Raw genomic sequence first — 15,146 nt, forward strand, 5'->3', positions numbered from 1 at the left:
TTGGCTTATCCCCGCAGTTCCCGCCGCAGTATCTTGCCGACATTGGTCTTCGGCAGTTCGGTCCTGAACTCGATGTATTTCGGCCGCTTGTAGCCGGTCAGGTTTTCCTTGCAGAAGGCGTTCAGCGCCTCGACGGTCAGGTCCGGGTCCTTCTTGACGATGAACAGTTTCGGCGCTTCGCCCGAATGCTCGTCAGGCACGCCGATCGCTGCCACCTCCAGCACGCCGGGGTGCATCGCCACCACGTCTTCCAGTTCGTTCGGGTAGACGTTGAAGCCGGAGACGAGGATCATGTCCTTCTTGCGGTCGACGATCTTGGTGAAGCCGCGTTCGTCCATGATGCCCATGTCGCCCGATTTGAAGAAGCCGTCCGGCGTCATGACCTTTGCCGTCTCGTCCGGCCGGTTCCAGTAGCCCGCCATCACCTGCGGACCCTTGATGCAGATCTCGCCGACCTCGCCGAGCGGCATTTCCTTGCCGTCGTCGTCGCGGATCGACAGTTCCGTCGACGGCAGCGGCAGGCCGATCGTGCCGCTGAAGTCGGCGCCCGTCACGTAGCTCGCCGTCGCAACGGGCGACGTCTCCGACAGGCCGTAGCCTTCCGTGATGCTGTTGCCGGTCAGCGCCTTCCAGCGCTCCGCCACGGCCTTCTGCACCGCCATGCCGCCGCCCAGCGTCAGGATCAGCGGCTTGAAGTCCAGTGCCCGGAACTGCTCGTTGTTCAGAAGTGCGTTGAACAGCGTGTTGAGGCCCGGAAAGATGTGGAACTTGTACTTCTGCAGCTCCTTGACGAAGCCCGGAATGTCGCGCGGGTTGGGGATCAGCACGTTCTGCGCGCCCTGCTGCATCCCCATCATCGCGTTCACCGTCAGCGCGAAGATGTGGTAGAGCGGCAGCGCGCAGATGTAGACGAGATCGGCGGGCTTTGGTTTTACCCGATAGGCCTCCTCCACCCACATGGCGAGCTGGCTGACGTTGGCCAGCACGTTGCGGTGCGACAGCGTGGCGCCCTTGGCCACACCGGTCGTCCCGCCCGTATACTGCAGGAAGGCGACGTCGTCGGGCCCGACCTTGGCGGGCTTGAACGGGCGCTCTGCCCCCTCGCTCAGCGCTGAATTGAAACTGACGTGGCCAGGCAGGGCCCAGGCGGGAACCAGCTTCTTCACCCGCCGCACCACGAAGTTCACCAGGAGCCCCTTAATGCCCAGCATGTCGCCCATGGTGGCAACTACGACATGCTTCACCTGGGTCCGGGTGACGACCGTCTGCAGGGTCTTGGCGAAGTTCTCGAGCACGATGATCGCTTCGGCGCCCGAATCCTTGAGCTGGTGCTCGAGTTCGCGCGGCGTGTAGAGCGGATTCACGTTGACCACCGTGTAGCCGGCGCGCAGCACGCCCATCATTGCCACCGGATACTGCAGCACGTTCGGCATCATGATCGCCACGCGCGCCCCCTTGGCGAGGCCGCGTCCCTGCAGCCAGCTTCCGATCGCCGAGGATTGCCGTTCCAGCTCGCCGAAACTGATCGACTTGCCCATGCAGGTGAAGGCCGGGCGCCCGGCAAACTGCTTGCACGCGCCGACCAGCAGGTCGCCGATCGAGGCGGCGGCAAGAGGCGGCATCTCGGCAGCCACCCTCTCGGGGTAGCTCTTCAGCCAGGGCTTGTCTCGCGAAGTTGTCTTGCTGGCAGCACGGCCGCGTGCCGCGGTTGCCGCTTTCGTTGCGGCAGGCTTCCTTGCTGCGGTTGCCTTGGTCGTCTTGGCTGCCTTGGCGGGTGCCTTTGGCGCCGTTACTGGCTTGGCCCCGACCGGCTTCCTGGTCTGGGCTGGGCCTGCGTTCTGCGCGGCCGGTTTTGCCGCTGCCGGCTTTCTCGCCTTGGCCGCGCCCGCGCCCGTTGCGGCGGGCTTCGCCGCCTCGGCCTTTATCGCCGCGGCCGGCTTCCTGCCCTTGGTGCTAGACTTGCCGGCAGCCCGGGCGGGTGTCTTGCTGGTCGCTCTTGCCAATTCTTCCTCCCATGGCGGCTGCGGTTGCCGCCTTGTTTTGACCCTGTCCGCTCCGGGCATCGACAGCCAGGGGCTGCGGATCCACTCCCCCCGGACCTGCGACAGGCCTGCGCAATCTATTGCGAGGCGCCCGCCACAAGCAAGCCATGCGCAAGTCTCCTGTAGCCCGCAAATGCGGTTATCGACGCCAAAATACTGGCTTCCCGTACGGCAGAGAGGGGGGAGTTCCAAACCGTGAGAAAGGATGATTATATGCCGGCTTCTCCGGCCTGATTGAGGGGCTTGGAAAAATATCAGGGAGTAACCAATGATAAGAAAATTGACCTTCGCTGCTGCGCTGGCAGCCGCGACCGTCCTGAGTGGCGTAGCAAGTGCGAAGACCTTCGTTTATTGCTCGGAAGGTTCGCCGGAGGGTTTTGACCCCGGCCTTTACACTGCCGGCACCACTTTCGATGCGGCGGCTCACACGGTCTACAATCGCCTTCTCGAGTTCAAGAAGGGCACGACCGAGACCGAGCCGGGCCTTGCCGAGAGCTGGGAGATTTCAGACGACGGCCTGGAGTACACCTTCAAGCTGCGCCCGGGCGTCAAGTTCCAGACCACCGAGTTCTTCACCCCGACGCGTGACCTCAACGCTGACGACGTGATCTTCTCGTTCGAGCGCCAGTTCAGCGCCGACAACGCCTGGAACCAGTACGTCCCCGGCACGTCCTGGGAATATTTCTCCGGCATGGGCATGCCCGACCTGATCTCGTCGATCGAGAAGGTCGACGACATGACCGTGAAGTTCGTGCTCAAGCAGAGGGAAGCGCCGTTCCTGGCCAACGTGGCGATGCCCTTCGCCTCGATCATGTCGAAGGAATACGCCGACAAGCTCGATGCCGACGGCAAGAAGGAACAGCTGAACCAGATGCCGCTCGGCACCGGCCCCTTCGCCTTCGTCGCCTATCAGCAGGACGCCGTGATCCGCTACAAGGCCAACCCGGACTACTGGGGCGGCAAGCAGAAGATCGACGATCTCGTCTTCGCTATCACGACGGACGCTGCCGTGCGCTATCAGAAGCTGAAGGCCGGCGAATGCCACCTGATGCCTTATCCGAACTCGGCCGACGTCGAGGCCATGAAGGCCGACCCGGCGCTTAAGGTTCTGGAGCAGGAAGGCCTGAACGTGGCCTACCTCGCCTACAACACCACCCAGGCGCCTTTCGACAAGGTCGAAGTGCGCAAGGCGCTGAACAAGGCGATCAACAAGCAGGCCATCGTCGACGCCGTGTTCCAGGGCGCCGCAACGCCCGCCAAGAACCCGATCCCGCCGACCATGTGGTCGTATAACAAGGCCATCGAGGACGACACCTACGATCCGGAAGCAGCCAAGAAGATGCTCGAGGACGCTGGCGTCAAGGACCTGTCGATGAAGGTCTGGGCGATGCCGGTTGCGCGTCCCTACATGCTCAACGCGCGTCGCGCCGCCGAGCTGATCCAGTCCGACTTCGACAAGATCGGCGTCAAGGTCGAGATCGTCTCCTACGAGTGGGCCGAGTACCTCGACCGCTCCAAGGCGAAGGATCGTGACGGCGCCGTCATGCTCGGCTGGACCGGCGACAATGGCGACCCGGACAACTTCCTCGACACGCTGCTCGGCTGCGATGCCGTCGGCGGCAACAACCGCGCGCAGTGGTGCAACCAGGAGTTCGACGATCTCGTCTCCAAGGCCAAGACGTCCTCGGACAAGGCCGAGCGCACCAAGCTCTATGAAGAGGCGCAGGTCGTCTTCAAGCGCGAGGCGCCTTGGGCAACGATCGACCACTCGCTCTCGGTCGTACCGATGCGCAAGGAAGTCGAAGGCTTCGTCCAGAGCCCGCTTGGTGATTTTGCCTTTGACGGCGTCGACATCACCGAGTAACTAGCGGCCGCAATTCAGGAGGGGGCGTTCCAACACGAACGCCCCCTTTTTGCATATTTTCGGACTGCCCGAAGGGGCTAGCGGCAGGGGTTGTTCAATGCTTCGCTATCTCGTGAAACGTCTGGCCGTTCTCGTGCCGACCTTCATCGGCGTTTCCATCATCGCCTTTTCGTTCATCCGCCTGCTGCCGGGCGATCCGGTCGCGCTGCTGTCTGGCGAACGGGTCATGTCGCCCGAGCGGCACGCGCAGATCTCGCACGAGCTCGGCTACGACCGGCCGATCGTGGTGCAGTATTTCGATTATCTCGGCGGCGTGCTGACCGGCGATTTCGGCAACTCCATCGTCACCAAGCAGCCGATTCTCGACCAGTTCCTGACGCTCTTCCCCGCGACGCTCGAACTGTCGGTCTGCGCCATCATCTTCGCGGTCTTCCTCGGAATCCCGGCCGGCATCTTCGCGGCCATCAAGCGCGGCAGTTTCTGGGACCAGACCATCATGGGCACCGCCCTCGTCGGCTATTCCATGCCGATCTTCTGGTGGGGCCTGCTGCTCATCATCTTCTTTTCCGGCATCCTGCAGTGGACGCCGGTCTCGGGCCGCATCTCGCTGCTCTACTTCTTCCCGCCGGTTACCGGCTTCATGCTGATCGATTCGCTGCTGTCGGGCCAGGCCGGCGCCTTCAAGTCGGCGGTCAGCCACCTCGTCCTGCCGACCATCGTTCTCGGCACCATTCCGCTCGCGGTGATTGCCCGACAGACCCGCTCGGCCATGCTGGAGGTGCTTGGAGAGGATTATGTCCGCACCGCGCGCGCAAAGGGACTGGCGCCGTTTCGCGTCGTCGGCATCCACGCGCTGCGCAATGCCATGATCCCGGTCATCACCACAATCGGTCTGCAGGTCGGCGTATTGCTGGCCGGCGCCATCCTGACCGAGACCATCTTTTCCTGGCCGGGCATCGGCAAGTGGATGGTGGATTCGGTATTCCGGCGCGACTACCCGGTCATCCAGGGCGGGCTGCTGCTGATCGCCGGCATCATCATGATCGTCAACCTCATCGTCGATCTGCTCTACGGGCTGATCAACCCGCGAATCCGGCACTAGGAGCAACGCGCATGGCCGAAACCAACGCTGTCCAGCCCGTCTCGCTCGACCCGTCCCGCCGCCGCCGGCTGGCCGAGTTCTGGTTCTATTTCTCCGAAAACCGCGGCGCGGTTCTCGGCTTCTGGCTCTTCGTGCTGCTCGTCATCGTGGCGCTGCTGGCACCGGTCATCGCGCCACACCTGCCCAACGCGCAGTACCGCGACGCCGTGCTCGTGCCGCCGTTCTGGGAGGAGGGCGGCAGCGCCGTCTTCCCGCTCGGCACCGATCCGGTCGGCCGCGACATGCTCTCGCGCCTGCTCTACGGCGCACAATATTCGCTCTTCATCGGCGTCGTCGTCACCACGATAGCGCTGTTGGGCGGCATCTTCATCGGCGTCATCGCAGGCTATTTCGGCGGCTGGATCGACACCGTCATCATGCGCATCATGGACGTCATCCTGGCTTTCCCGTCGCTGCTCCTGGCGCTTGTTCTGGTGGCGGTTCTCGGGCCTGGCCTGACCAATGCGATGATCGCCATCGCGCTGGTGCTGCAGCCGCATTTCGTGCGCCTGACGCGCGCTGCCGTGATGACCGAGAAGGGCCGCGAATACGTCACCGCGGCGCGGGTCGCCGGCGCCGGGCCGATGCGCCTGATGTTCCGCACCATCCTGCCCAACACCATGGCGCCGCTCATCGTGCAGGCGACGCTCTCCTTCTCGAGCGCCATCCTCGACGCCGCCGCACTGGGCTTCCTGGGCATGGGCGCGCAGCCGCCGACGCCCGAATGGGGCACCATGCTGGCCGAGGCGCGAGAGTTCATCCTGCGCGCCTGGTGGGTTGTCACCTTCCCCGGCATCGCGATCCTGATCACCGTCCTGGCGATCAATCTGGTCGGCGACGGCCTGCGCGATGCGCTCGATCCCAAGCTGAAGAGGTCCTGAGCCCATGCCCCTGCTTGAAATCGAAAACCTCGTCGTCGAATTCGCCACCGCGGCGGGACAGTTCCGCGCCGTCGACGGCGTCTCGCTGTCGGTCGAGCCGCGCGAGGTTCTGGCCATCGTCGGCGAATCCGGTTCCGGCAAGTCGGTCTCGATGCTGGCTGTCATGGGCCTTCTGCCCTGGAGCGCCAAGGTCACCGCCGACCGCATGGAGTTCGACGGCGTCGACCTCATGACGCTGACGCCGGCCGAGCGCCGCAAGATGGTCGGCAAGGACATGGCGATGATCTTCCAGGAGCCGATGGCAAGCCTCAATCCCTGCTTCACCGTCGGCTTCCAGATAGAGGAAGTGCTGGCAGTGCACATGGGCATGAGCCGCGCAGAGCGCCGCGCGCGCGCCATCGAACTGCTCGACCTCGTCGGCATTCCCGACCCGGCCGATCGCCTCAGTTCCTTCCCGCACCAGATGTCGGGCGGCCAGTGCCAGCGCGTCATGATCGCCATCGCGATCGCCTGCAATCCCAAGCTCCTGATCGCCGACGAGCCGACCACCGCGCTCGACGTCACCATCCAGAAGCAGATCCTCGACCTGCTGGTCAGCCTGCAGGAAAAGTACGGCATGGGCCTGATCATGATCACCCACAACATGGGCGTGGTGGCCGAGACCGCCGACCGCGTCATCGTCCAGTACAAGGGGCGCAAGATGGAAGAGGCCGACGTGCTGTCGCTGTTCGAGAACCCGAAGAGCAACTACACGCGTGCGCTTCTGTCGGCATTGCCCGACAATGCGACGGGCGACCGCCTGCCCACCATCTCCGACTATCTCGTCGACGAACAGCCTGCCGCCGGAGCCGCGTCATGACAGCAGTCCTCGAAGCCCGCAACCTGGTGCGCGACTACCATGTCGGTGGCGGCCTGTTCGCCAAGCCGCGCACCGTCCATGCCGTGAAGGGCGTCAGCTTCTCGGTCGAGAAGGGCAGGACGCTCGCCATCGTCGGCGAGAGTGGTTGCGGCAAGTCGACACTCGCCCGCATCGTCACGCTGATCGATCCGGCGACCGCCGGCGAGCTGTTCATCGAGGGCCAGAAGGTCGACATCGCCAAGGACAAGCTGACGCCTGTGATGCGCCAGAAGGTGCAGATCATCTTCCAGAACCCCTACGGCTCGCTCAACCCGCGTCAGAAGATCGGTGACGTGCTCGGCGAACCGCTGCTCATCAACACCGACATGCCGGCCTCGGAGCGACGCGACCGCGCCATGGCCATGCTGAAGAAGGTCGGCCTGGCTGAGGAACATTTCGCCCGCTATCCGCACATGTTCTCGGGCGGCCAGCGCCAGCGTATCGCGATTGCCCGAGCGCTGATGCTGAACCCCAGCCTGCTGGTGCTCGACGAGCCGGTCTCGGCACTTGACCTGTCAGTGCAGGCGCAGGTGCTGAACCTGCTTGCCGACCTTCAGGACGAGTTCCAGCTCACCTACGTCTTCATCAGCCATGACCTCTCGGTGGTGCGCTATATCGCCGACGAGGTGATGGTCATGTATTTCGGCGAGGCCGTCGAATACGGCCCTCGCGACGAGGTCTTCGCCAACCCGAAGCACGACTACACGAAGACGCTTTTCGCCGCGACGCCGCGCGCCGACGTCGCTTCGATCAAGGCGCGCCTGGCAAGGAAGGCCGCGGCCTGACCGCGGCCCGGCCCTGAACGCTCAGTAGCGCTGCGGCACGTACATTTCGCCGGGCACCGGGTGGCGCACATAGTCGTCGTGGTGCACCCGCGGCGGCAGCTCTATCTCGGGCTTGGGCACGTCGCCATAGGGGATCTGCTCGAGCAGGTGCGCGATGCAGTTGAGCCTCGCCTTCTTCTTGTCGACGGCCTGCACCACCCACCAGGGCGCATCTTCCGTATGGGTGCGCGCCAGCATCTCTTCCTTGGCCCTGGTGTAGTCTTCCCAATGCACCCGGCTCTCCATGTCCATCGGGGAGAGCTTCCACTGCTTCAGCGGGTCGTGGATGCGCATCTTGAAGCGGAACTGCTGCTCTTCGTCGGTGATCGAGAACCAGTATTTGACGAGCACGATGCCGGAGCGCACGAGCATGCGCTCGAACTCGGGCACCGAACGGAAGAACTCTTCGAGCTCCTCCCTGGTGCAGAAGCCCATCACGCGCTCGACGCCCGCCCGGTTGTACCAGGAGCGGTCGAACAGCACCATCTCGCCGGCCGACGGCAAATGCGGCACGTAGCGCTGGAAGTACCACTGGTTCTTCTCCCGGTTGGTCGGCGCGGGCAGGGCGACGACGCGGCAGATGCGCGGGTTGAGCCGCTGCGTCACGCGCTTGATGGCGCCGCCCTTGCCGGCCGAGTCGCGGCCCTCGAAGATCACCAGCACCTTCAGCTGCTTGTGCTGCACCCAGTCCTGCAGGCGCACCAGTTCGTGCTGCAGCCGGAACAGCTCGCGGAAGTAGATCTTGCGGTCGAGCGTCTGCTCGGCCGGGCCGGACATGCCCTCGGCGACCACCTCGTCGAGCCGGTCTTCCTCCATTTGCACCTCCAGTTCCTCGTCGAAACTGTCGGCGATCTCGTCCTTGATCCGGTTGAGGTCGTAGCTCTGGCTGTCGTTCATGGCGCATGTCCCCGTTGTGGCCCTACAAGGAGCCGGCTTTTGCAACAGAGATGTGACAAGCCGGCAGAGATAGGCGCGCGGAACTGCCCGTCGGTCGAACTGCCGCAGGGGGAGTGAGGCGTAATGAAGTCTCGGCGAATGACCGGCGGGCTGGCGGAACGGCCAAGCTGTGTGTTGCTAGCGCCGTGACCATTTTAGCGCGACCAGGGGCCCCGCGATCAGCCCGACGAGGATCCCGCCGAGCATCCAGACGACCACGACATAGCCGGAATAGCCCTCGAAGCCCGAGGTGCCTGCAAGTTCAGTGTAGAGAAGGCCGGCAAGGAGGCCGATGCCGCCGCCCAGACCGCCACCCAGCACCAGGCCGAGAAATGCCAGCGCTATCCTGCCCGCAGCACTCATGATCACATTACCCCGTATGACCGCACGATGCCAAATGAGGGCGACGCCCCGTGCCCGGGATACTACGCTCATTTCGGCCGGGCGATAGCCACAGGCCGACGGAGCCTAATCCGGTGGAGGGCGATATGGAAGGTCTGGCGAGATTGTTGGTGCCGCTTAGGTGACTCGAACACCTGACCCCATCATTACGAATGATGTGCTCTACCAACTGAGCTAAAGCGGCCGCCGTCCGCCATGGTCGTTACGACGGATTGCGCGGGTGATAGCTTCATTGCGTGCCGAATTCAAGCGGGCGCGTGGCCCATTTGAAAATTCACCGGAACGCCGCGGCGGCGCCTTCTCATCGTCACCTGCACCCACTACTATGCCTCCCAAAGCGCTTTGGGAGTGAAACATGACGATTCGAGCGGTGGTCTGGGGCGAAAATGTCCACGAGCAGACCAGCAAGGAAGTGCGCGCCCTCTATCCCGATGGCATGCATGCGACGATAGCCGCCGCTCTTGCCGGCGACGGGGCCATCGAGGCATCCACGGCAACTCTTCAGCAGCCCGAGCACGGCCTGACCGCGGAGCGTCTCGCCACAACCGACGTGCTGCTCTGGTGGGGCCATGCGGCGCATGGCGACGTCGCCGACGACATCGTCGAGCGCGTGCAGAAGCGCGTCTGGGAAGGCATGGGCCTGATCGTCCTGCATTCCGGCCATTACTCCAAGATTTTCAAGCGCCTGATGGGCACGCCATGCTCTCTGAAGTGGCGCGAGGCCGGCGAGCGCGAGCGCGTCTGGGCGATCAACCGCGGCCACCCGATCGCGCAGGGCATCGGCGAATGCCTCGAGATCGCCGAGACCGAGATGTACGGCGAGCCCTTCGCCGTGCCTGAGCCGATGGAGACGGTCTTCGTATCTTGGTACGAAGGCGGCGAGGTGTTCCGCTCAGGCATGACCTGGCAGCGCGGCGCCGGCCGCATCTTCTACTTCTCGCCAGGGCACGAGACCTATGCCATCTATCACAATCAAGGCGTCCAGCAGGTGCTGCGCAACGCCGTTCGCTGGGCGCACAACCCGGCGCCGGCCTGGTCCGCGATCACCGAGGCGCCCAATGTGCCGGTCGCTTCGGCCAAGGAGAAGATCGTGCAGAAGGGTGCCCGTCTCCATGCCGATGGCGACAAGGGTCTGAGCTGAGGACCATTTTATGAATCGTCTGCTGCTGCTCGGCACCGGCGGTATCGCCGGCACCCATGTCGAGGATTTCGCAAAGATTCCCGAATGCGAGATCGTCGCCTGCGTCGATCTCCTCCCCGGCAAGGCCGAGGCCTTCGCCGCTAGGCACAAGATTGCGCAGCATTTCGAAAGCCTCAAGGCGGCAATTGCCTGGGACGGTTTCGATGCCGCCATCAACGCGACGCCCGACGGTGCCCACAAGGTGACGACGCTGGCGATCCTCGCCGCCGGCAAGCACGTCTTTTGCGAAAAGCCGCTGGCGCCGAACCATGCAGACGCGCTTGCCATGACGGAGGCTGCGGAAGCAGCAGGCGTCGTCAACATGGTGAACCTCACCTACCGAAATTCGCCGGCGCTGCAGCAGGCGCGGGTCATGGTCGAGGCCGGCGAGATCGGCGAACTGCGCCATGTCGAGGCCGCCTACCGCCAGAGCTGGCTGGTCAGCAAGGCCTGGGGTGACTGGCGCACAATGGACCAGTGGCTGTGGCGCCTCTCAACGGGTCACGGCTCGACCGGCGTCCTGGGCGACGTCGGCATTCACATCCTCGATTTTGCGAGCTTCGGCGCGGCCGATGATCTCGCCAGCCTGCAGGCCGAGCTGGTCACCTTCCCCAAGGCCGATGGCGAGCGCATCGGCGACTACGTGCTCGACGCCAATGACAGCGTGGCCATGACGGCGCGCTTTCGCAAGGGCGCGCTGGCGACCATCGTGGCGACCCGTTACGCCACCGGCCACACCAACGATCTCTCGCTGACGCTGCACGGCACGCTTGGCGCCCTCAGGGTCGAGACCGACGGCCAGGCGTCGCACCTCTCCGCCAGCCTCGGCGCGGATGTCGAGCCTGCCCGCTGGCGCGAGCTGGCGCCGCCTCCTGTGCCCCGCAACGCGCGCCGATTCGCTGATGCGCTGGCCTCGGGCGTCAATGGTGACCCCACCTTCCGGCGCGCCGCCGACATGCAGCGGCTGATCGACGCCGCCTTCGAAAGTGCCGCCTCAGGCTGCCGCATCGCGATCGACTAGCGGAAAATCGCCTGTTCGACCGGCAAGGCGTTGCCTCATTGCGCCGCGGCGGCTAACGATCACCGAGGCGAACTGCCGCAATGGGGAAAATTGTTTGGATCCGATCGAGAAGGCGATCCGCAACGCGCTTGAGAAGGGGAATGCCGAAGACCGCGCCTTCCGCGAGAAGGTGTACCGTTCGGCCTTCGCCGCGCTGGAGCGCGCCACGCAGTCGCAGCCGAACCTGACGGTCGAGGTCGCAATCAAGCGTCGCAAGAACCTGCAGGCACGCATCACCAGCATCGAATCGGAATTCATGCCGGCCCTGCCGCCGGAGCCGGTTGATTCGCGGGAACCCGCGGCAACCGAGGCAGGCCCGCAGCCCGGGGCCGCCGTGCCGGAGGTCTCACCTGACCGCAAGGCGCCCGCTCGCGCCGAGGCTGCTGCACCGCCCGTGCATCTCGAGCGGCCGTCAAACGGCGGTGCCGTCAATCCTGCTGCCGGACCCGAGCCCCGCGTCGATATCGGCGTTGCGCCGGCCCCCCGTCCAGGAGCCGCAAAGTCTGCGCTGCCTGGCGCCGAGGTCGCACCTGACCGCGACGAGCGGCGCGCCCGCCCGAGGCGTCGGCCGCTGGCTGCGATGTTCGTCGCCGTCACACTCTTCGCCGCGGCTGCCATCGCCGGCTGGTGGGCTTTCGAGGTCGGCTTGTTCAAGCTGCCGTCCGAAATCGACACTTCGGTGCATAACCCGCCCATGGTCATGGAGGGCGAGGACTTCGATCCCGACGCCACGCCCCCCGGCCTTTCGGAGGCGGGAGCCGCGCAGGATCGCCGCAACTGGATCACCGTTTTCGCGCCCGCCGATTCCTCGGCCGTCAATGCGCCCTCCGGCGCCACCGCAGAAGTGAGCGAGGATGAATCGGGCCCTTACCTGAGCATCAGATCGAGCGGCGGCGCCTCCGTCATCTTCGACGTCGGGCAGGGCATTCTGGAGCAGATCGCCGGTCGCAAGGTCGTCTTCGACATCGTCGCGCGGGCGGAAGAAGGCAAGGAGACGGAGATCTCGATCAGCTGCGATTTCGGCGAGCTCGGAGACTGCGGGCGACGTCGCTACGTCGTCGGCTATGAGCGCGCCGAGTATCTTTTCGATGTCGAACTGCCTGAGGGCCGTCCGGGGTCGGGCGGTTCGCTGGCGATCAATTCCGACTTTGCCAATGAGGGCAATGCGGTCGACATCTACCAGATCCGCGTCTCGGTCGTAGAATAGCCCACCTCAGGCATCGAGCAGCGCCTTCAGCACCTCGATCCGGTCCGCCTCGTTCGGCGGCTTGTCCCAGCGCAGCCGCGAAATGCGCGGGAACCGCATGGCGACGCCGGACTTGTGGCGCGTCGAGCGGTTCAGGCCCTCGAAGGCAACCTCGAGCACCAGCCCCTGCTTGCGGTCGGCGCGCACGGAGCGCACGGGCCCGAAGCGCTCGATCGTGTTGTCGCGCACATATTTGTCGATCTGCTTCAGCTCCTCGTCGGTGAAGCCGAAATAGGCCTTGCCGACGGGTACCAGTTCCTCTGCCCCTTCCGGGCCAGTCCACACCCCGAACGTGTAGTCGGAGTAAAAACTCGAGCGCTTGCCGTGGCCGCGCTGCGCATACATCAGCACCGCGTCCACCGTGTGCGGGTCGCGCTTCCACTTGAACCATGGCCCTTTCGGCCGCCCGGCGACATAGGCCGAGTCGAGGCGCTTCAGCATCACCCCCTCGATCACCGGGTGCGGCGGGTTCTTGCGCATCCCGTCGAGTGCCTCCCAGCCGGTGAACGGCGCCAGCGGCGACAGGTCGAAGCGCGTCGGGTCGAGCTCGGCCACAAAGGCCTCCAGTCTCGGCCGTCGCTCGACGAAGGGCAGGGCACGCATGTCCTGCCCGCCGATCATCAGCATGTCGTAGCAGCGCATGAAGGCGGGAAACCGGTCGCGGATCTTCGGCGAAACCGTCTTGCGGTTTAGTCGCTGCTGCAGGTCCGAAAAGGTGCCCGTGGCCTCCGCCGGATTGCCGACCAGCAACTCGCCGTCGAGCGCCCCCTCGAAATCCATCGCGTCGACAAGGTCGGGAAAGGCGCCCGACACGTCGTCGCCGGTGCGCGAATAGAGACGCCGGACGCCGCCCTCCGACACGGCCTGCACGCGGATGCCGTCCCACTTCCACTCGGCCGCGTAGTCCGCCGGGTCGAGCTTCTCGAGGTCGTTGTCGCCGACCGGCGTCGACAGCATAACCGGGTTGAACATCGCCTTGGCCGTGCGCTCCGGCTTGCCGGTGCGGCCCTCCAGCCATGCGAAGAGCTCTATGTAGGGCGGTGTCAGCCCGTGCCAGAGCTCCTCGATCTCGCCGACGTCGACCGCGCCGAATTCGGCCAGAGCCTGCTTGGCGAGCCTTGCCGACATGCCGACCCGCAGGCCGCCCGTCACCAGCTTGATGATCGCGTAGCGCGCCTCGATGTTGGCGCTGTCGAGCAGGGTAGACAGAACGGTCGGCCCGTCCGAGCGGCTGGCCGTCTGCAGTTTCGTCACCACCTCGTCGAGTGTGGGGGTGCGGTTGGCGCGCCGTTCAGGCCCGGGTTCCGGCCAGACCAGCGAGACGGTTTCGGCAAGGTCGCCGACATAGTCGTAGGAATAGCCGAACAGCACCGGATCCATGCGTTCGGCGACCAGCGCGCGCAGCATTGCCGGCTTGATCGACGCGATCGACAGGTCGCCGGTTATGGCGGCGAGCGCGAGGCCGCGGTCGGGGTCCTCGACCGTCCGGAAATAATCGGTCAGCAGCCGCAGCTTGCCGTTGCGGGCGGGCGTCAGCACGAGCCGGTCGAGCAGTTCGGCGAAGCGCTGCATCAGTCGCCCTCGTCCTCGTAGCCGACGAGATGCAGCGGCTGCGCTGCGATGCCCTGCAACTCGCACCAGCGCACCAGCGCTTCCTCGCGGCCATGCGTCGCCCACACCTCCCTGGCCCCGGTCTCCTCGATGGTGCGCGTCAACTCGTCCCAGTCGCCGTGGTCGGAGATGATCAGCGGCAGTTCGACGCCGCCCTGCTTGGCGCGCTGGCGAATGCGCATCCAGCCGGACGCGAAACACGACATCGGGTCGGGAAATCGTCGCGCCCAGCGGTCAGCAAAGGCTGACGGCGGCCCGACGACGATGGCGCCGGCAAAATCTCCCTTCGAGCCGCCCTCGACGGTGGCCGGCCGCAACTCGCCAAGCGCGATTCCCTCGCCCTCGTAGTAATCGCAGAGCTTTGCCAGCGCGCCGTGGATGAAGATCGGCCTGTCGTAGCCGGCGTCACGGATCAGCCTGATAACGCGCTGTGCCTTGCCGAGCGCATAGGCGCCGACGAGGTGCGCCCGCTCGGGGAACTGCTGAGTGGACGTCAGCAGCTGGTCGATCTCGTGCGTGTCGGGCGGATGGCGAAACACCGGCAGCCCGAAGGTCGCCTCGGTGATGAAGACGTCGCAGGCCACCGGCTCGAAAGGCGCGCAGGTCGCGTCCGCCTGCCGCTTGTAGTCGCCGGATGCGACGATGCGGATGCCGCCGTTCTCGACGGCAATCTGCGCCGATCCGAGCACGTGCCCGGCGGGGTGAAAGGTGATCGAGACGCCGTTGACGTCGAGCGGAGTGCCAAGCGCTGCCGCCTGTGTCGTGCCGGCGAAGTCCGCGCCGTAGCGCAGCGCCATGATGTCGAGCGTCTGCTGCGTCGCCAGAACCGAGCGGTGGCCCGAGCGCGCGTGATCGGAATGGCCGTGCGTGATGAGCGCGCGTTCGACCGGTCGTACCGGGTCGATATAGAAATCGCCGGGCGGGCAGTAGAGCCCTTCGGGTCGGGGGTGAAGCAGGTCGCGAGGGCGCATTGCCAGAAGATAGGTGCTTCCCGGCGACAGGGAAGGGCTCCCGGGAATCATGCTGCCATCGCAGCTTGTGCAACCACTGATCCCCTTTTG

General features: G+C 65.1%; 13 protein-coding genes and 1 tRNA gene. 8 read left to right on the forward strand and 6 right to left on the reverse strand.

Features of this window, described 5'->3' with window-relative positions:
- Positions 1-5: 5 nt before the first annotated feature.
- Positions 6-2,003 (reverse strand): long-chain-fatty-acid--CoA ligase, encoded by a 1,998-nt coding sequence (locus ACT2BZ_RS11825; RefSeq protein WP_457941166.1) that lies wholly within the window; start codon positions 2,001-2,003, stop codon positions 6-8.
- Between the two features lie 307 nt (positions 2,004-2,310).
- On the opposite strand from ACT2BZ_RS11825, the gene ACT2BZ_RS11830 reads away from it, so the two are divergent.
- The 5 genes from ACT2BZ_RS11830 (at position 2,311) to ACT2BZ_RS11850 (ending at position 7,611) form a co-directional block, all read left to right on the forward strand.
- A complete protein-coding gene (locus ACT2BZ_RS11830; protein ID WP_457941167.1) occupies positions 2,311-3,906 on the forward strand; it encodes an ABC transporter substrate-binding protein in 1,596 nt (531 codons plus the stop codon).
- 97 nt (positions 3,907-4,003) lie between these two features.
- Entirely contained in the window at positions 4,004-5,008 is a 1,005-nt protein-coding gene (locus tag ACT2BZ_RS11835; protein ID WP_457941168.1) for an ABC transporter permease subunit, read from the forward strand.
- Positions 5,009-5,019: 11 nt separating this feature from the next.
- The gene (locus ACT2BZ_RS11840; protein ID WP_457941169.1) at positions 5,020-5,928 is read left to right on the forward strand and encodes an ABC transporter permease subunit; all 909 of its coding nucleotides are present in this window, start codon (positions 5,020-5,022) and stop codon (positions 5,926-5,928) included.
- Between the two features lie 4 nt (positions 5,929-5,932).
- Entirely contained in the window at positions 5,933-6,787 is an 855-nt protein-coding gene (locus ACT2BZ_RS11845; protein WP_457941170.1) for an ABC transporter ATP-binding protein, read from the forward strand.
- The gene (locus tag ACT2BZ_RS11850; RefSeq protein WP_457941171.1) at positions 6,784-7,611 is read left to right on the forward strand and encodes a dipeptide ABC transporter ATP-binding protein; all 828 of its coding nucleotides are present in this window, start codon (positions 6,784-6,786) and stop codon (positions 7,609-7,611) included. The genes ACT2BZ_RS11845 and ACT2BZ_RS11850 overlap by 4 nt, the downstream gene beginning before the upstream one ends.
- Positions 7,612-7,632: 21 nt before the next feature.
- Here ACT2BZ_RS11850 and ppk2 read toward each other — a convergent pair whose 3' ends face one another.
- The 3 genes from ppk2 to ACT2BZ_RS11865 form a co-directional block, all read right to left on the reverse strand.
- A complete protein-coding gene (gene ppk2 / locus ACT2BZ_RS11855) occupies positions 7,633-8,547 on the reverse strand; it encodes a polyphosphate kinase 2 (protein WP_457941172.1) in 915 nt (304 codons plus the stop codon).
- A gap of 177 nt (positions 8,548-8,724) precedes the next feature.
- The gene (locus ACT2BZ_RS11860; RefSeq protein WP_457941173.1) at positions 8,725-8,949 is read right to left on the reverse strand and encodes a hypothetical protein; all 225 of its coding nucleotides are present in this window, start codon (positions 8,947-8,949) and stop codon (positions 8,725-8,727) included.
- Positions 8,950-9,096: 147 nt separating this feature from the next.
- A tRNA-Thr gene (locus ACT2BZ_RS11865) sits at positions 9,097-9,172 on the reverse strand.
- A gap of 171 nt (positions 9,173-9,343) precedes the next feature.
- Between ACT2BZ_RS11865 and ACT2BZ_RS11870 the strand changes: the two genes are divergently transcribed.
- The 3 genes from ACT2BZ_RS11870 (at position 9,344) to ACT2BZ_RS11880 (ending at position 12,435) form a co-directional block, all read left to right on the forward strand.
- A complete protein-coding gene (locus ACT2BZ_RS11870) occupies positions 9,344-10,129 on the forward strand; it encodes a ThuA domain-containing protein (protein WP_457941174.1) in 786 nt (261 codons plus the stop codon).
- Positions 10,130-10,139: 10 nt separating this feature from the next.
- Positions 10,140-11,189 carry a Gfo/Idh/MocA family protein gene (locus ACT2BZ_RS11875; RefSeq protein WP_457941175.1) on the forward strand — a complete coding sequence of 350 codons (1,050 nt, stop codon included), beginning with the start codon at positions 10,140-10,142 and terminating at the stop codon, positions 11,187-11,189.
- A gap of 94 nt (positions 11,190-11,283) precedes the next feature.
- On the forward strand, positions 11,284-12,435 hold the full coding sequence (locus tag ACT2BZ_RS11880) for a hypothetical protein (protein WP_457941176.1): 1,152 nt from the start codon (positions 11,284-11,286) through the stop codon (positions 12,433-12,435).
- Positions 12,436-12,441: 6 nt separating this feature from the next.
- Here the strand turns inward: ACT2BZ_RS11880 and ACT2BZ_RS11885 are convergent, their stop codons facing one another.
- Positions 12,442-14,046 (reverse strand): cisplatin damage response ATP-dependent DNA ligase, encoded by a 1,605-nt coding sequence (locus ACT2BZ_RS11885; protein ID WP_457941177.1) that lies wholly within the window; start codon positions 14,044-14,046, stop codon positions 12,442-12,444.
- Positions 14,046-15,056 (reverse strand): ligase-associated DNA damage response exonuclease, encoded by a 1,011-nt coding sequence (locus ACT2BZ_RS11890; RefSeq protein ID WP_457941284.1) that lies wholly within the window; start codon positions 15,054-15,056, stop codon positions 14,046-14,048. The genes ACT2BZ_RS11885 and ACT2BZ_RS11890 overlap by 1 nt, the downstream gene beginning before the upstream one ends.
- Positions 15,057-15,146 lie beyond the last annotated feature (90 nt).

This window comes from Mesorhizobium sp. 10J20-29 (assembly GCF_054130485.1).